Here is a 17,275-nt window from a genome sequence, read left to right as displayed (position 1 = left end):
TTAAGCAATTACGATATAGTCGAATTGAAAGGTGGTGTTGGCGGCTGGCCCCGAGTCGGTAGCGTTGAGCGTAAAGCCTGTAGTGGATTTGGTACCCACAAAAAACCGCCCGATGCTCATGCCCGTCTGGTTGTTTCGGGCTGTTAGAATCACCGCTTTCGGCGCGGCCGCCATCGCCTGGGCAAACGTGAGGGTGGCAAAGATCACATTCGTACCAGGGGTTGTCCCCGTCACAATCGTCAGTGTACCGGCCAGGTCAGTCGAACCCGCCCCGATGCTGGCCGTTGCCCCCGCTCCGGCTCCGGTCGAGTTGACCGCATTGGCGGCAATGCTGGGCGCACTGCCCGACGCAATCAGGCGCTTGATTGAGGTTTCGCCGGAAAATGAATTGGCCCCCGAAAAGGTGTTATTACCCGAGTAGGTGTTCGCTCCGGCCAGCAACGTGGCCAGGTCGAAGCCCGACTCCCGCACGTCCAGCATCATAAAATAAAAGGTAGTCGTCAGGGCCGGATTGTTGTAATTGATCAGCAGCAGGGGCTTGATGAAAGCCGTGCCGGGGCGGAACATCAGGTTGCTACCATCTTCGGTCGATCCCGGATTCACGCCCTGCACGTAGGCTTCATAGGAAGTCCAGGTATTGGGTACATGGGCATTGTTCAAAACCGACGAATACATAAACGTTCCGCCGGAGAACACATTGGCGATTTTAGTGCCAGCCGCCAGGGCTGGTCCGGCCCAGGGTACCGACAAGGTGATCACATTGCCTGCAATGCCGCCAGCGGCCCAGGCTCCGCCACTGAGCCCTTTGTCGAAGGTGTTGTTGCGGGAATACCCGTAGTCGGGAAAGACCTGGCCCTGAGCATTCACATACGGATACCAGGCAAAGCCCCGCGAAGCCGCATTCGAGCCATTGTACCAACCCGCAGCACTGGTTAGCGTTAGGGTCGTGTCACCCGGATTCAGCGCCGTGGCCAGCGTGGTCAAGGCCGCCCCACTAACTTTGGCGAAATTGTGCGGAGCGATGGAGAGGCCGTCAGCATCCAGGCATTGCAGTCCAAAATAAGTTCGGGCATTGGCATCGTAATTAGCGCCATTGGCATCGCCGGTGCGGGCCACGACCGAAATCCGCAGGCGACGCAATAGATTGACGGCAATCTTATCGACGGTCAGCAAACTACCTTGTGCACCGGTCCATCGGAAGGCTCCTTTGCCACCGGCCAGGGAAATCTGGGTGGGGTCGAAGCTGAGTTTGGCGGGGTTGTCGGGCAGCATGTTGCTCGTATCGCCGAATTCGCCGTTGCCATTGGCCACCAGATTGCCCGTCACCAGGGGCGTGCCCCCGGCCAGTTGATAGAGGGTCACCTTTTCCAGTACGCCATCAGCTCGTTGCACGACAATTTTGTCTAGAGGCTGATTGATGGGGGTCGTTCGGGCCGGAATTGCACTGTTTGTCAACGTCCCCGGGTCACCCTTTGGCCCCTGTGCGCCGGTTGCCCCCCTCAGATCGACGTATGCACCGTTAACCCCATTCGGGAGCGTAAAGCGGAGTTGGGTTCCGTTCCAGTTGTGCGACGGCGTATAGTCCTGGGCGGCCAACAGGTCCACAAAGGCTTTCAGAAACGCCCGCACCGTTGCCACATTGTTCACCCGCGCAGGCGGTGCACTGATAATTCCGGCGTCGATCATCGCCTTAATCGCATTGGTATCAATTGCCATGTCTAAAAAATTAGGAGTTGAAATCAAAGCTGAAGGATTCGTCAAAATCAGGCATGGCGGCAAACAGGTCTTCGTTTTCAATGCCGGTTACATAATAGGCTGGTTGTTCTACCGATGTTGAAAACGTCAGGGCTGTTTGGCTCCGTCCGTTCTGGCCGTTGCCGGTTGCCTGGCTGACGGCCATCGAAAGCGGTTGTTCGGGCGTCCCGACGCACCGGCACAGGCCGTTCCGGTCCCGGATCAATGCCACCCACTTCACCAGCCGGTAACGCTGTAGCCAGATCGTCACATCCGGCCGCACCTTCGGAATCACCACCTGAATGGTCGGCACGTAAAAACCGCCGTTGGCTTCTGCCTGGCTTTCTTCCGTAAAACTGGCATAGTCCGGCATCACATCGACGTCGACCAGCGACGCCCCCGGGTGGAAAACAAAGTGCTGGTCCGACAGGGTATAATCCGCATACCCGTGCAGGCCCGGGCGCGGAAACCGTTCGGGCCGTACCAGCGTCAGGTGATCGGCCGGAACCAGCCGCAGCCGGGCAATCCCCCCGGCGTTGGGCTGTTGCACCGGAATCAGCACGTCCGGAATCAAATTCAGAGAGTCGAAAACCATGAAGGAAAACTACACCGCCCGGGCCGAATTCACTTGGACGTAAAAACCCTGCCCGGGTGTCGGGCTGTATGCCAAAACCGGTCACCATCCGGCCGGTCATGCAGCAAATTTTTAGCGCAAAAATCGTTGGACAAAAACGCCCGAAATTGGACAGCTTTTTACCGAAACTGGACAGGTTTCAGCCAACTTTGGACAGGTTTGTTTTTTCCCGAACCGAAAGCTTGGTATAGAACGGATCGACCTTCGACCGGCTCCGGTCCACCAGCTTCCGCACCGCATCAGGTGTGTAGGACTCTACGTTAATCTGGTGTTTTTCGGTAAACCGTTCGGCGGCTCCGTTCAGCGAGGGGAAAACATCCATGCGGCCCTTGACGAAGGCGATGGCGTAAAATTCAAAGATCACTTCCAGCACTTTGCCCAACTGGTTCAGTCGGGAATCCGTCAAAAGGCAAGGTTGAATCGGGAACGACAAGGCAAAATGCAGTTTGGCCGGGTCCAGCACATCCGTGGGGGCAAGCTCCTCCAAATCAATATCCTGAAGCGGATAATGGGAGAACACGGCGGCCATGATTTCGCCCAGCCGCGAGTTTCGCCGAACCATGATCGGTTCCGGCCCAAATACGTCCGAATTCTGAAAAAACTCTTTGATGTACGGCTTAACAGGTACGGCGAACGTCATAGTTGACAGATTGGAAAAAGTTGATGTATCTTTACACATCAACTATCCATCTGTTGCCCAACAGAATAGCACTCGAAAACGCCCGTCCCACCGGGCGTTTTTCATTCCTTTAAGATACAAAAATTTGTCTTAACCCTCAAGTAATCAGACGGTTATTTGTTGACAATTTCAGCATCTAGTTTCGAGTTCCTTTGCTATTCTGGTCTGAAGGTCAGACCATGCTGGGCGAATTGCCTGGACGTATCCCCCACTGTCGTCCGCCATCGGCAAGAATTGTATTTTGGTCATAGCCGGTTCCGGGCCGTGTCGCCGTTGCTGCCTGTCGATGGCTCAAAACGCCCCAGGTCTGAGGGCGAAAATTCCTGTAACTTTGTATCAGTTGTAACCGGCACCCTTATTTATCTGTCTATCAGTCGATTGGCATGTTACAAAATTATTTTTGATTCTGTATCCATTCCAAAATTTTTTGTATCAGCGCCGAAAACCGCTTTAAGGCGGCTCCCCTCAAAAAGCCTATTTTTTTATTTTTTGTAACTTTGTATACTTTGATACAAAAAAATTGTAACTTCTTAACATCTGATTTCCAGACTAATAAGCCGTAAAATTGGGCTTGGTTACAAAGTTACAAAAAACTGCAAGTTTTTTGCCGGAGGGTTGAAGGGAACCAAAGCCGGAAGGCTAGGCAACAAAAAAGGCCCGAAATCGGGCCTTCAAAAGCGGTTGTGGTTTTGTATTTATTATAGGTATCAGCCAGCATCCGGAAACATTCCCTGGCTTGGTTGCCAAACCGGCTCTACGGCGATCAATTGCCCCCGGTCGACCAAATCCCAAAAGTCTTCAACGGATCGGGTAACGGGCGTTTCCACCTGCCATTCCAACAACAGCAGGTGGGTTGTCCAGTATTTGCCGCCGACATTGCTTCCGAACTTGTTGACGATGGCAAAGCCCCGGTAATAGTCCCCCGGCGTTTTCCACCAGCTATACAACGGAACGGTTCGTTCCCTGACGTCTTCCGTGGCTTCCATGAGGCTATCGATTGGGTTTGAGTCCGTAAGCTTCCGGATCGGCAACGTCCTCCATAATCATCACCTTGCCTTCGTTCAACTGCTCCATGTAATGCAGACAGGTGTTCAGCGTTTCCACATCCTCACACCCGGCCAGTTTCCGGGCCATCAACACGGCCGCGTTCTTCATCGTCAGGATCGGGGCAAATTCGTCCGGCGTGTGGGCCGTCATCAATTGCCGCCGGGCTTCGCTGGCCGCGTCGACCAGTAGTTTAGCCGCCCGGCCGTTCGGCCGGATTTCGGTCAGCATCGTCAGCGCCATGTTTTCCAGCAGGTAAGCCACCACCAGGTTCTTTTTCTTGGTTGCACCCATCGCAACAGTCGGAGTAGCGCCCATCAGCGCCTTCGGCGTTTCGGCCATCTTATCCATGCTTGACGTCGTTTTGATAGGGTTGATTCGTAAACAACAGGGACAAGCGGTAAAGGCCCCACACAACGAGCGTTGAAAAGAAGCCGATAAAAGCCACATTCACCACCAACGACAGTTCATCCAGTTGGTCGGCAAGCACGTCCATGATCGGAAAAGCGACGTATAAATACAGCGTCGGGAGCGTCAGCCATACCCCGGCCACCAGCAACAATACTTTGAAAATCTTCTTCATAAAACACTTCCTTCTTTATGGTTAAACATCAATTGAAAAATTACGGGACTATTTTTCTAGCCTGAAACGTTTTATTAAAATCCTGATAAATGGTTGCCGGAAACAGAGGATCAAACGAGTTTTTGAGTGGCCACGACGCAGTCAAACCGCATGTTGTCTTTTGTCAGTTTATCGGCAAAAGCATACTCAGCAATAAAAGCGCTGGCGGCTTTAACCGTGATCGTTGAAATCGGTTTTCGTCGGCTGTTTTCAACGATGTAAGCAGTCACGGTGTAGGTATTCACTAAAGGGACGGTTATTGGTTAAAGTATGGAGCGAAAACGCCCGCAACAAAATCTAATTTAGTTTGCCGGAAATCGCGGTAATCATACTCCAAGCCCGTATTCCGCATGTACGTATGCGAGTCTGTCGTGTTGAGCTGCAACCCGTCGTGACTGATCAGACAGTAGGTATTGAAGGTTCCGGCCAGTACATACACTATGATGCATTTTCCATAAATGGGGTGCAGGATCAAATCGCCAGCTTTGTAGCGATGCGGGGGCGGACTGTAGTGCATAAAACGAGTAGTTATGAATTCCTGACTATTCTACCGGCTGTTCGTCCGCTTTCCACCAGCGGAGCAAGGCAGGAATTGCCAAGCTGGCCAGCAGAAAAAGAGCGACTACGAGGATCCCGAACCAGGTCATAAGTTTGTTTTTGAACATGGCAGGTAAGGTTTAGAGGTTGATTTCGTTGATGGCTTTCCCGGGCGTCCGGACATAGATCATTTCCTTCGAGCCTTCATTGTTCGGCCGCCGGATAATGCGTCCCTGGCTGTTCTTCATTTCGTCCGGGTTCAGGATATAGCCGTTGAATCTTGCCCAGGCTTTGAGGGATTTGCTGAAGCGTTGGGCCGTGTAGGTTTTCAGTTTGGTCACCCGAATGAAGTCTTCGAAGGCTTCATCCCGGATCACCAGCTTATCCAACCGGCCCGATTCCGGGCTGAAGAACACATCCGCCCAATTCCGGAAGTGGTCGCCCATTTCCGACATCAGATTCCGTTTCGATACGTTATTCATCGGCGGCATGATCTTTTCGTCCGTCGACAGATAAAACCGAAGGCATTGGGCCATGAAGTTGTAAAACAGGTTCCAATCGTCCGGGCTGAAATCCGTAAACAACGATTTGCCAAAGTCATCGGTCGGCGTCCGGCTTTCCCGGTAATCACCGTTGTTTTCGTGGTAATAGTCGCCGAAAACCGTATACAGCTTGCGTCGGAGCGAACTCGGGTCCGTCATGCGGTCGCCAAAGTTGGTGTCAAACCAAAACTTCGGGCTGTCTTCAAAACTGATTTCAAACGACCGCTTCTGTTTGGGGTTCACGGTCATGGCCGACGTCAACGGCGCGAAAAAGAAACCAAAGTTCAGATACTCATTGGCGTCTTCGACGTGGATCAAATCCGTGTCGGCATCCACGTTTTCAAAGACGTGCGGGTTTTCGGTCAGCTTCGGGTTCCGTCCATCCAACTGTACTTTGTTCACCAGCTTGTACAGCGCCTTGGCCACCAGCCCTTTTCCGGCCCCGCCGTGGCTTTCGCCTTCTTCCGACAGCTTGTTGTCCATCGCAAACACCGCCCAGGGTTTGGCCGGGTTCTTATACCGATGCAGGGCGTAGCCGATGGCAAAGATTCGGTTGATCAGATGAAGCTTCTGTTCGGCAATTTCTTCCAGCATTAGCAACCCGCCGTCGATGCTGAATTTTGATTCCAGCCGGTAAGCTTCCTGTCGTTCGGCCGTGTCGTAGCTCAACATGGCTCTCAGGTCATCGGGCGAAAAACCGTATTTTTCGGCGTACTCCGTCCGGGCCTTTTCCGGCAGTTCACACAGGTTTAATCGTTCTTCCAACTCTTTCCGCCAATGAATCCGGCAGGTCTGAATCAGGAATCGGAAAAACAGGCAGGAATTGTCGATCACGTCAATGTCCCACGTTCCTTCTTCGTTTTTGCTGATCCGGAACATATCCGGGAGCAATTTGGCGTCGTGCTGGATCACCTTCGAATCCCATATGTACTTATCGATGGTTCCGGCCTTTTCTTCGGCAATCCCGGCGGATGTGATTTTCCAGGCCGTTTTTTTGAAAAACAGGTACTGAAAGTCCGGGCCGTAGGTTTTAAAGTCACCGTCGAAAATCCCAATGTTGGCCAATGATGTATCGCCCAATTGGGGCGTCCGATAGATCGTGTTGCGCAGGTCGATCGGAAGCCGCCGGGATTCCAGAAAACCGTGAATAAAGTCTTTGACGTTACTGGTTTCGATGGTGGCCACTACGTTGTTTTCCACCCGCACAAACTTGAATCCCTCCTTTTCCTTCGGACTCCGAAACCGGGCGTAGCCGTTCCGATACAGGAAGTTATAGGCGTGAACGTTGTTAAAAACGTACTTTACCGCCGGTTTTCCAAACGCGTATTTGACGTTCCCATCCTTATCCCGGACAATTTCTTCGTCCCAAAACTGGTACGGAACCGCAATTTTCCGGAGTTCGTCAAACTCATACTTCCGGAAATACTTCAGAAAATCCCGGACGTCTTTGCACGGATTGCCCCGGGCGTCCAGGTGCTTTTTCAGTTCTTCCGGCAACCAGATCGTCCGGATCGACAGGAATTCGAGCGCCAGCGCGTGAGCCTGACGAATACCGGTTGCATCGATGTCGGGTAGGTTATATACGGCATCGGCAATCCGGGCCAGGGCCACAAAGTCTTGCGGCCGCAGTTGGGCGGTTTCGCTGTTCATCCACACCACATGATAGCCCAGGGCGGCCACATTCAGGGCATCGGAGCCGCCGGATACCAGGATGATTTCCGGTAGTTTTTTCTCCTTCCGTTTTTCTTCCGCGTCCGGATCGTCCGGGTTGTAGTCTTTGTCTTCTTTGGCCTGTAATTCAGCGTATTTCTTTTGGGCTTGCTGAAGGCCGTGGATGAAATGTTCCGGTCGGACGCCGTAACTCTGAAACCGGTATTGTTTTTCGGCTTTCGGCTTGTAAAGCTTCTTCCAGTCGCCTTCATCCCACAGAAAGATTGGGAACTGTTCGTTTGACGTGTATTGGTGGGTCATGCCCTTGGAGGTATACGTGTACCAGTTCAGGCATTTCAGGTGATAATGGCTACAGAGTTGCAGCGCGGCTTTGGTCCGGGCGTCATCATCCCTTCCCAGGGCGTTCCAGGCGTTAACGCTGAAGATGTGCTTCAGGTCATGCAATTCAAACTCCCGGAAGTCGAACGTCATACTGCCTTCGGCTTCGTCGGGTTTGGCCGTCCAACTGTTGTAACCGGGCTTGTGATCCGGGCGCGACACCCCGGCAAAGTTGTAGAATGCGGCCACCGTCCGGAGGGCCGTCACAAAGTCGGCGTTGTCTTCCAGTTGGGCGATTTGCACCGCATTCCGGCCTTTCTGGTCCCCGCCAAAGTCGGTCACGATCCAAATACCGTCGTCGGTTCGTTTCATCGATGCCGACGCCGTTTTTTCTGGTCGCACCTTAAATTTCCGCTTGCTCGAATTTTCGGATTCCCGGGCGTCCGGGTAACGATGTAGTATATACGAAATGCCGCCATCAATGGCTAACAGTTCTTTTAAGTCAATGTGGTGGGTACTCATGGGCGGGTCAGGCGATGAAGTTCACGGATACGTTGATTGATGTCCAATAGCTCCTGACCCTTCAAATTCGGGCAAGTGCTTCGGTACTGAATCAGGAATCGTTTATCCATTATGCTGGCCACCGGTTGGCCCTTATACTCGCCGGATCGGATCGTTGCGTTGGTCAGATAGAACATACCATAGGGCGGTTAAATCGTTTGAAAAAGCTTTGGCCAGCCAACCGACCGGCCAAAGGCCCGATGTTAACCCTAACCCATATGCCTAAACAGGACGTAAACATCCCGGTAGTCGACCACCCAAAAACCGACCTTGACGGCTTCGTTAACGCGGTAGAGCATCGCCCGGACTTCTTCGTTTTCCAAATCTTCAAACCCTTTTTGCGGGTGGCAATAGAAGTTGATTTGCTGTTCGGCAATCAACTCCTGAAACGTCGACAACTGGAAGCTGGTCAGCACCAGATTAACCGCCCCCCGGTAGTCTTCCGGCTCAGATTCCCAACTGATTATTTCGTCCAGGTGGTACATTTCTACCGGCGACAACCGTGACCCGCGTATGTCCATCAGCCAGTCAATGATGCAGTTATTCAGGAGCCCTTGCAGGAGCAACAGTTCGTCGGCCTGAAGCGTCAGGCAGAAGCTTTGAACAGACATTCCCTTACCCGCTGACGCTGAATCCTTCAGCAGTCGCGGCCAAATCGTAGCGAGAAATTGCATGTGGATTGGTGTGATTAATCGTTACACCCGTAGCGGGTATTGAGTGTTTTCGTGAGGAAATCAGCGATTTTTAGAAGGCGGCTTTTCGTGACGGGCTTATTAAACCCGGTCACCCGAAAGGTGGCGTTCTGGATGCTGGTCAATCCAGAAACCAACAGGTTGATGGCCGATTGGGCATTCAGCAAGGATGCGTCCGATTCATTTGCCAGTGTCCCGTTGTCGTACTTTTGCAGAATCTCAGAAAGTAGCATTTTAGTGTCGATTAAGCATCAAAACCGATCGGGCTATTTGCCCAAAAGCCCGTAAGCCAGGTAGTAGGCGTAGGAAGCCAGGTAATCATTCAGTTGGGCAATTTGCCAAACCCGGCTTTCAATTTTGGCCTGATACGGCACGTAAGACTGTTTCATAACCTGGCTCATTTCGTCCTGCAACACCTTCCGACAGGCTTCTACCCGCTCAATCCGGGCCTGAACAACCTCCCGGTTTTGTTTCGGCAATTCGAAATCAAAGCTGTAGTAGTCATTTACGCATTCCTGGAAATCAGGATTCCCGGCCGGAGCCGTTTGAGTGGCAATTGCTTCCATTTTACACTACGTTATATGGTTAAACATCAATAAATTCACGCTTCAGGCATCAGAAGCTGATCAATCAGCCGGACCACTTTAGCCGTCACCTTCAGGCTGGCCCGACCCGCACAGGCATTTTGAACCTTGAAATAGCCCTTTACACCGGCAAATTCCAGGTCAAGCAGACCAATCTTATCAGACATTTCACGGATGCTGGAAAACTGGGCGGCTTTTTCTGTAAGCCGTTCACGCCAATATTCGACCGTCAACATAGTTTCATTAACCGTTCCCTCAATCGGTTGATTATCCGGTTGAATTTTGTCGCGATTAGGCATACATTTACCAAGTAAGTTCTATTTTGCACAAAATACTTGTGCAAATGTATTCGAAATTAATTCATGCACAATTTTTTTGTGCAAAATATTATTTCCGTTGAAAGAATCCTTTGGCCAAAGACTGAAAAAGTTACGTGAGGATAAAAATATGTCCCAAGAGGAATTAGCAATTGCCCTTGGAAAATCAGGAAAACATATCCGGAACGTAATATCAAATTGGGAAAAGGACCGCGCCGAACCTTCTTTAAGCGATCTAAACAAGCTTTGTGAGGTATTAGAAACTACTCCAAACTTTCTACTAAATGGTGATCAAACCAAGGCAGCATTTGAACCACCTGCGGGTTATGTTGTAATGAAAGCCGATGAAGTAATTGAATTACAACGGCAATTACTTCAGAAGCAAAAAGAGAAGATTGAAGAACAGAAGTGAAGCCCTCATCCGGGCGCTCTTACTCATACCACTGAATTATAATTGATTGTACAAGTACTTATATCATTTTGACATATGGTGTCAAATGCCAATCATCATATTCAAATGCTTATAATGAAGCGACATCCAGACATTCAATATTCGTTATTTTTTATCGAATCATTCCAAGGTATTAGATTAACCAAATTTTAACTAAAAACGCCTAAGCAACTAAAATATTTCCAAGATGATTAATCCAGATAAAATTGCCAATATATTAAAAGGGATCGAATTCCCTAAAATAATTGCAGAGTTTTTAATTACTAAAATAGGAGAATCAATTATATCTCACTTTAAAGAAAACTTCTCTAAAGCTAAAAACACACTCCAGTTAGATGGATCGTTATATTTAAACGAACTTGAATACACTATTTCCAGAGAAATAATAATCGAGCGAATTGCCCATAACATTGTTAAGTCCAACAATTGGAGTAATGAAATAAATTTATCCATCTTATATGAATCGAAAGAGTTAAAAGAAATTTTCATTGAACTTGAAATTTATCTTTCGCAAGTTAGGGAAAATATTGAACCTGATGATGAAACAAAAAAAATTAAGAGTAATAACCTCATAAATAAATTAGACAAACATATATTGCTGTATGGTGCTCCTGGCGCAGGCAAAACAACATTAATGATGAATATTTTTGGTAACCTATTAAAGAATAAATATCAAAATATCGATTCTCTAACTCCAATTGTAATTAGATTTAGAGAGTTGACATATGACAAAAATGAAGCTAATACAGGGCTTTTTGAAATATTACTGGAAACCTTTGGCTTGTCACTTTCTAATCTTAAATCTCTGATAAATAAGGATGAAATTTCCAAAGAAACCTATAACTTAGTTCCATTAGAATCTGATGAACAATATGCCAAACTTTTACGTAAAGAAAAAGAAAAATTAGAGAAAAAAAGATTAGAAAAAAAGGAAGAAAATTGGAAGCGCTTTCCAAACAAAGAAAAAATAGACCAAATTTCAGAAGAAATAAGATCAATCGAAACTGAAATAAACCGGCTCGAAAGTATTATTAAACCCATCCGTGACAATCGTGAACACTTAAAAAACAATATAACCAATCAATTATATAAGTCGATAAAAAACTTTCGGCGAGAGGCTGAGATGGCTCTCGTTAAATTCATTGATGACTGCAATTTAGCGATTATACTGGAAGGATTTGACGAAATACCTGATATAAATATAAAGAATCAAATTGAAAAAGATTTAGGAGAATTCTCTCTCTCATTGAACTATTCTAAATTTATTATAACCTCGAGAAATGGAGAATTTAATAGTAAACTAAATAATTGCAGAACTTTTGAAATATGCCCTTTATCTGAAACTCAAATAATATCTTTATCTAAAAAATGGCTAGTTGACGAAAAAATATCGACAGAATTTATAGAAAAAATTAAAGCAGCTCCTTTTTCAGATACAGCGATACGACCCTTAACTTTAGCTTATTTATGTGCTATTTATGAAAAAAGGAAAGATATTCCGAGTAAGCCAAGATATGTTTATAATTTAGTGGTTGATCTTCTTATTGAAAAATGGGATTATCAGCGATTAATAACCCGAGTCTCTAGAATTACAAATTACTCAATGCTAGATTTATATAGAGTGAGAGAATTTTTAGCTCATTTATCTTTTATACTTACTTATAAATTTAAGAAGATAAATTTTGATACCGATGATTTAATTGAAGGTTATGAGGATATATGCTATAATTATGGTCTACCTCGGGACCAGGCACCTGATGTTGCAAAAGAAATAGAAAGTCACAATGGTATATTTATAAAAATTGGGTATAATAGTTACAAATTTGCTCATAAATCCTTACAGGAATATTTGACCGCTAAATATATAAAAGATTTACCTGGGTATCCTCATTTGGAAATTATATCAAAATTACCAAATGAAATGGCAATTGTGGTTTGCATGTCTTCTAACCCAAATGAATATTTAAATCATTTGTTACAATATTTACACTCTTTACAATTCTCTTACTGGCTTGCGTTTATATTCCGATTACAATTAGAAAAACCTGATTTCACTGAAGATAAGATGGGAATATTATTTTTCATCAGTATTATTAAATATTTCAAAAAAGGTAAAGATCGGAATATGGTTGATAAATTAAGCCAAGCAATTATTAATATTTTCAAATTTACCAATATCAATATTTGCTTTAATGATATATTTAAAAATTACAACATGGATGTATTTAATTCACTAACAAATGAAGTTAGATTCTCTGCCCACATTGATTCTAATACTAGTAATCCAAATATTCCAAGTCAGTTCTATTTAAATGCAGAATACCTCCTAAACACTCCATATTATATCAGAATTGAAAAACTACCAGTAGTAAGTTATTCGGATTAAATATTATATTTTGGAATTTATTTTACTACCTGGCTTATTAAAATACATCTAATTTTATCAATTATAAGAAATAATTGGTCATATAATCTAAATATGGGCAATACATACCTTTAATATCAATTTTCCGAATCTATTCCTAACTTTTCCGTAAATACCTGATAATCATAAAAAGTTAAGATTCCGGTGGGACCACATATTTATAAAAAATGCCATCCGTTAAATACAGATGGCATTTTTTATAGGTGAGCTTTTGTATTATCCACTTTCGCTCGTCTAGTTGATTAGTGGATTGCAAAAAATTAAAACCACTCACTCCTTACCCACACTGACCTCATCAAAAAGCCGCATCGCCATTAGCCCGTTTCCAACGGCACCGCCGGCACGAATCGCAGCGGCTATGAACACGGTTTCGGCAATTTCTTCGCGCGTGGCACCGGCTTCAACGGCATTTTGAATGTGGGATTCTATGCAGTAAGCACACTGGGTGGTCAGCGCAACGGCCACCGACATCAGTTCCCGGTACTTGACAGGAATAACGCCGTCGCTGCGTTCCGCCGTGTATTTCAGGTTTAAAAAGGCGGCAGACTCTTTGGGAGCAGACGAAAGAAGCATGTTCGTGTACGCACGATCTTTCGGAGTTTGGTATTCGGCCATAGGGGTTTAGGGAAATAGAAGTATGCACGGTAAAAAGACAACAATCGCTTGATTACGTGAAGACAAGGTAAATAAAACAAACGAATTCTCATATAAATTACCTATCCCTGACTTCCGGCTACCCGGTGATGCTTACCGCGATCGTCCCCGGACCAATCCAACGGCGAGCAAAATGACCAGCGATACAACCACTCCTTTCGTCACCCACCTGCCCCGGTCTGCTGGTTTCGAGACTGTGCCATTTTTCTCACGGTTGCGTTCGGCTGGCGGGTGCAGGTAAACATCGGTATGAGCAGGTGCAGCGGCTGTTGTTACCGAATCCGGCTTGGAATCTAACTCCATCGAATGCACATAGGCATAATCCAGTACTTTAAGTCCCGGTATCAGCAAAATGAGTAACATGAGTATTTTCATACCCATAAGACGGAACGCTCCTCAGAAAGTCACACCAACCGGCTGATTTTCATTCGGGTAACTCGGTACCTGCGCTCATTCCGTCAGCGGGGCGGTGCGAATCGTGTCCCGAAACCGCTCGATCCGGCCCAAATCGATCTGGTTCAGTCCCCATTTTGCCAGGACCTCGGGTTTGCCTTTCAGTTCGTTTACCAGCCGGGTTAGCGTCGTCTGAATAATCTCAATTTCTTTGGGAGTCGTTTCAATCGTTACTTTCATCGTTTCGTTGATTAGTCGATCAAAAGTGGTCAAAAATTTTGCCAGTATACACAGAATACCGCCCCGGAATTTTCCGTTTCGGCAGATTAGTTCCGAACGTTAGTTTACGGTATGATTCCCACGATCGGCAGGTCAGTATGAAAACCGGCACCTTGTCTTTTGTAGACGTCCCGCCGGAAAATGCGGACAAAAAAGGACCTGTTCCTGACTCCTAAAACCCGACACCGTGAAAAAACGTACCTTTCTCAAACTGTCGTCGTCTCTCCTGGCGACACCCTCACTTTCAACCCTGGCAAACTGGATGGCGGATGAAAAACTTAAGAACTGGGCGGGCAATTTGCAATACAGCACCACCCGGCTCGATCAGGCCAAATCGCTGCAACAGGTGCAGAAACTGGTCAAAGGCTACGAAAAAATGAAGGTGCTGGGCACGCGCCACTGCTTCAACGGCATTGCCGACAGTACCACCCAGTTCGTCTCGCTGGTAGAAATGAGCCAGGTGCTTTCTCTCGATGCAAAAGCCAAAACCGTCACCGTCGATGCCAACGTGAAATACGGCGATCTGGCTACCTACCTGGATGCCAAAGGATTTGCCTTACACAACCTGGCTTCACTGCCCCATATCTCCATTGCCGGAGCCTGCGCAACGGCCACCCACGGTTCAGGCGTAAAGAACGGCAATTTGGCGACGGCGGTAGCGGCTATGGAACTGGTTCTGGCGAATGGCGAGGTCCGAACGTTGTCGCGGGCGAAGGACGGTGAAGCGTTTCGGGCGGCCGTAGTGCACCTGGGCGGGCTGGGGGTGGTCACCAAAATCACCCTCGACGTCCAACCGACGTTCCAGATGCGGCAGTACGTCTACGAGAATCTGCCAATGGCCCAGCTAAAAGAGCATTTTGACGCCATCGAATCGAGTGCCTACAGCGTAAGTCTGTTTACGGACTGGCAAAAAAACCGGGTGAATGAAGTCTGGCTCAAAGAGCGCGTCGAGAAAGGAAAAACGGCAGCCGCCAAACCGGAGTTTTACGGGGCCAAACTGGCGACAAAAAACCTCCACCCCATTGCTGAACTGTCTGCGGTCAACTGCACCGCGCAGATGGGCGTGGCCGGTCCCTGGTACGAGCGACTGCCCCACTTCCGGATGGGGTTCACACCCAGCAGCGGCAAGGAGTTGCAATCGGAATATTTCGTCCCCGCCCGGAATGCTGTCGAAGCCATTCTGGCAGTCGAGCGGCTGCGCGATCACATCAGCCCGCACCTGATGATTTCGGAAATCCGCACCATCGACGCGGATTCGTTCTGGATGAGTCCGTGTTACAAACAGGCTTCCGTAGCCATTCACTTTACCTGGAAACAGGATTGGGCGTCGGTCAAAAAGGTGTTGCCGATGATCGAAAAAGAGCTGGCTCCTTTCAAGGCCCGGCCCCACTGGGGAAAACTCTTCACCCTTGCTCCTGTCACCCTGCAATCCCGGTACGAAAAACTCCCCGAATTTAAAAAGCTCATGGCCGACTACGACCCGAAAGGCAAATTCCGAAACGCGTTTCTGGATATGAATCTGTTTGGGAAATGAATTTATGGTTTAAAATGTATGGTTTCATGGTTGGCTGACGCATTTATAAATAGCGAATATTGAATAACGAACACCGAATGCGTCAGCCAACCATAAACTTGAGTCCATAAACTTTAAACCGGTTACGCTGCAGCCGGATCATTCACGGTCCATTTCCGCGAAACCGCCCACAGGCCGAGGAAGGTAATTAAGCCATTGAGAACCAGCCGTTCGAAGCCAAATTTGTAGCCATTGAACCACTCGACCGAATGGTTGTTGATAAACAGCGTCAACAGTGGGGACGCGATGCAGATCAGCGGTACCAGTCCATCGCGGACGGGGCGGTTCGTAAATAATCCGAAGGCATACAGGCCCAGCAAAGGGCCGTAGGTGTAGCCCGCCAGATCGAAAACCGCCGTCACCACATCCTGACTGTTCAGGCGGTTGAAGATGATGATGACCACAAAAAACAGCACCGAAAAACCGATGTGAACCCAGTGTTTGATGCGCGCCCGCTCGGTTTCCGGACGGCCTTCCACGTTCATGAAGTCGATGCAGAACGATGTGGTCAGGGCGGTCAGGGCAGAGTCGGAACTGGCGTAGGTGGCGGCTGTAATGCCCAAGAGAAAGGTAATGCCGACCACCATTCCAAAATGATTAAGGGCCAGCATCGGGTACAGATCGTCGGTTTTGGTCGGAATCGCGATGCCTTTGGTTGTGGCGTAGATATACAGCAAAGCGCCCAGCGACAGGAATAGAAACACGACAACGGAGAACGTTCCCGTAAACCAGTACATATTTTTCTGAGCTTCGCCAATGTTCTTGCAGGTCAGGTTTTTCTGCATCAGGTCCTGGTCCAGCCCGGTCATGACAATGGCAATGAAAATACCGGAAATGAACTGCTTGAAGAAGTTTTTCGGATCGTTGGCGTCCCAGAAAAAGATTTGGGAATAATCACTTTTCGTGATCGTCGACACCATCTCGCCAAAGCCCATTCCCAGGTCGTTCGAAATCAGGATGATTGTCAGAATCACCGCCGTGACCAGAAACGTGGTCTGGAGCGTGTCCGTGACGATGATGGTTTTCACCCCTCCTTTGAACGTATAGAGCCAGATCAGCAGAATGGTGATGGCCACCGACACTTCGAATGGAATCCCGAAGCTGTCGAAGATGGCAATCTGCAACACGCCAGCCGCGATGTACAACCGAATGGCCGATCCGACCGTCCGGGCCAGCAGAAAGAAACCCGCCCCGGTTTTGTACGACCAGAAACCAAATCGTTTTTCCAGGTACCCGTAAATCGAAATCAGGTTCATCCGGTAATATAACGGCATCAACACCGTCGCGATGATGTAGTACCCGACAACGTTACCCAGAATCACCTGAAAATATGAAAACGCCTTGCTGCCAACCGCGCCCGGCACCGAAATAAACGTGACCCCCGAGAGGGAGGTGCCGATCATGGCGAAGGCAACTAAATACCAGGGAGTCTGTCGGTTTGCGGTAAAGAAAGTATTGGTATCGGCTCCTCGGGAAGTATACCAGGAAACCGTAATCAACATGGCAAAATAAGCAATCAGAATCGTTAACGCGATGTTGGGATTCATACCTTGTGGGGCAACTTT

At 48.1% G+C, this 17,275-nt stretch carries 21 protein-coding genes; 3 read left to right on the top strand and 18 right to left on the bottom strand.

Annotated features, from left to right (window positions below):
- The 14 genes from FH871_RS23870 to FH871_RS23815 all read right to left on the bottom strand — a co-directional run bounded on the left by FH871_RS23870 (position 1) and on the right by FH871_RS23815 (position 9,854).
- Complete coding sequence (locus FH871_RS23870; protein WP_138993948.1) at positions 1–1,716, bottom strand: hypothetical protein; 1,716 nt, start codon at positions 1,714–1,716, stop codon at positions 1–3.
- Positions 1,717–1,726: 10 nt separating this feature from the next.
- A complete protein-coding gene (locus FH871_RS23865; RefSeq protein WP_138993947.1) occupies positions 1,727–2,329 on the bottom strand; it encodes a hypothetical protein in 603 nt (200 codons plus the stop codon).
- A 178-nt stretch (positions 2,330–2,507) separates the two neighbouring features.
- Positions 2,508–3,008 (bottom strand): hypothetical protein, encoded by a 501-nt coding sequence (locus tag FH871_RS23860; RefSeq protein ID WP_138993946.1) that lies wholly within the window; start codon positions 3,006–3,008, stop codon positions 2,508–2,510.
- Between the two features lie 746 nt (positions 3,009–3,754).
- The gene (locus FH871_RS23855) at positions 3,755–4,033 is read right to left on the bottom strand and encodes a hypothetical protein (RefSeq protein ID WP_138993945.1); all 279 of its coding nucleotides are present in this window, start codon (positions 4,031–4,033) and stop codon (positions 3,755–3,757) included.
- A gap of 4 nt (positions 4,034–4,037) precedes the next feature.
- On the bottom strand, positions 4,038–4,442 hold the full coding sequence (locus FH871_RS23850; protein ID WP_138993944.1) for a hypothetical protein: 405 nt from the start codon (positions 4,440–4,442) through the stop codon (positions 4,038–4,040).
- Positions 4,435–4,674, bottom strand: a complete 240-nt coding sequence (locus tag FH871_RS23845; protein ID WP_138993943.1) for a hypothetical protein — start codon at positions 4,672–4,674, stop codon at positions 4,435–4,437. The genes FH871_RS23850 and FH871_RS23845 overlap by 8 nt, the downstream gene beginning before the upstream one ends.
- 110 nt (positions 4,675–4,784) lie before the next feature.
- Positions 4,785–4,958: a hypothetical protein gene (locus tag FH871_RS33235; RefSeq protein ID WP_171062923.1), complete on the bottom strand. Its 174-nt coding sequence runs from the start codon at positions 4,956–4,958 to the stop codon at positions 4,785–4,787.
- Between the two features lie 11 nt (positions 4,959–4,969).
- Complete coding sequence (locus FH871_RS23840) at positions 4,970–5,230, bottom strand: hypothetical protein (RefSeq protein ID WP_138993942.1); 261 nt, start codon at positions 5,228–5,230, stop codon at positions 4,970–4,972.
- A 25-nt stretch (positions 5,231–5,255) separates the two neighbouring features.
- Positions 5,256–5,378: a hypothetical protein gene (locus tag FH871_RS34010; protein ID WP_255516962.1), complete on the bottom strand. Its 123-nt coding sequence runs from the start codon at positions 5,376–5,378 to the stop codon at positions 5,256–5,258.
- Positions 5,379–5,390: 12 nt separating this feature from the next.
- Positions 5,391–8,303: a hypothetical protein gene (locus tag FH871_RS23835; RefSeq protein WP_138993941.1), complete on the bottom strand. Its 2,913-nt coding sequence runs from the start codon at positions 8,301–8,303 to the stop codon at positions 5,391–5,393.
- 248 nt (positions 8,304–8,551) lie between these two features.
- A complete protein-coding gene (locus FH871_RS23830) occupies positions 8,552–8,953 on the bottom strand; it encodes a hypothetical protein (protein ID WP_138993940.1) in 402 nt (133 codons plus the stop codon).
- A 77-nt stretch (positions 8,954–9,030) separates the two neighbouring features.
- Complete coding sequence (locus FH871_RS23825; RefSeq protein WP_138993939.1) at positions 9,031–9,267, bottom strand: hypothetical protein; 237 nt, start codon at positions 9,265–9,267, stop codon at positions 9,031–9,033.
- 33 nt (positions 9,268–9,300) lie between these two features.
- Complete coding sequence (locus FH871_RS23820; protein ID WP_138993938.1) at positions 9,301–9,600, bottom strand: hypothetical protein; 300 nt, start codon at positions 9,598–9,600, stop codon at positions 9,301–9,303.
- 35 nt (positions 9,601–9,635) lie between these two features.
- Positions 9,636–9,854, bottom strand: a complete 219-nt coding sequence (locus FH871_RS23815) for a hypothetical protein (RefSeq protein WP_138993937.1) — start codon at positions 9,852–9,854, stop codon at positions 9,636–9,638.
- Between the two features lie 160 nt (positions 9,855–10,014).
- On the opposite strand from FH871_RS23815, the gene FH871_RS23810 reads away from it, so the two are divergent.
- Positions 10,015–10,347, top strand: a complete 333-nt coding sequence (locus FH871_RS23810) for a helix-turn-helix domain-containing protein (protein WP_138993936.1) — start codon at positions 10,015–10,017, stop codon at positions 10,345–10,347.
- 226 nt (positions 10,348–10,573) lie between these two features.
- A complete protein-coding gene (locus FH871_RS23805; protein ID WP_138993935.1) occupies positions 10,574–12,772 on the top strand; it encodes an NACHT domain-containing NTPase in 2,199 nt (732 codons plus the stop codon).
- A gap of 309 nt (positions 12,773–13,081) precedes the next feature.
- Here the strand turns inward: FH871_RS23805 and FH871_RS23800 are convergent, their stop codons facing one another.
- From FH871_RS23800 to FH871_RS23790, 3 genes are all read right to left on the bottom strand, one after another.
- Positions 13,082–13,426 carry a carboxymuconolactone decarboxylase family protein gene (locus tag FH871_RS23800; protein WP_138993934.1) on the bottom strand — a complete coding sequence of 115 codons (345 nt, stop codon included), beginning with the start codon at positions 13,424–13,426 and terminating at the stop codon, positions 13,082–13,084.
- A gap of 132 nt (positions 13,427–13,558) precedes the next feature.
- Entirely contained in the window at positions 13,559–13,840 is a 282-nt protein-coding gene (locus tag FH871_RS23795; RefSeq protein WP_138993933.1) for a hypothetical protein, read from the bottom strand.
- A gap of 75 nt (positions 13,841–13,915) precedes the next feature.
- Positions 13,916–14,098 (bottom strand): hypothetical protein, encoded by a 183-nt coding sequence (locus FH871_RS23790; protein ID WP_138993932.1) that lies wholly within the window; start codon positions 14,096–14,098, stop codon positions 13,916–13,918.
- 226 nt (positions 14,099–14,324) lie between these two features.
- Here FH871_RS23790 and FH871_RS23785 point away from each other — a divergent pair, with 226 nt between their 5' ends.
- Entirely contained in the window at positions 14,325–15,671 is a 1,347-nt protein-coding gene (locus tag FH871_RS23785) for a D-arabinono-1,4-lactone oxidase (RefSeq protein ID WP_229317538.1), read from the top strand.
- A 122-nt stretch (positions 15,672–15,793) separates the two neighbouring features.
- Here the strand turns inward: FH871_RS23785 and FH871_RS23780 are convergent, their stop codons facing one another.
- Entirely contained in the window at positions 15,794–17,257 is a 1,464-nt protein-coding gene (locus tag FH871_RS23780; protein ID WP_138993931.1) for a sodium:solute symporter, read from the bottom strand.
- Positions 17,258–17,275 lie beyond the last annotated feature (18 nt).

Origin of the sequence: Larkinella sp. C7 (assembly GCF_006149005.1) — a bacterium.
In the GTDB taxonomy this organism is placed as follows: Bacteria; Bacteroidota; Bacteroidia; order Cytophagales; family Spirosomataceae; genus Larkinella.
The sequence above is the reverse complement of the archived record's forward strand: the minus strand, read 5'-3'. Positions and strand labels throughout refer to the sequence as shown.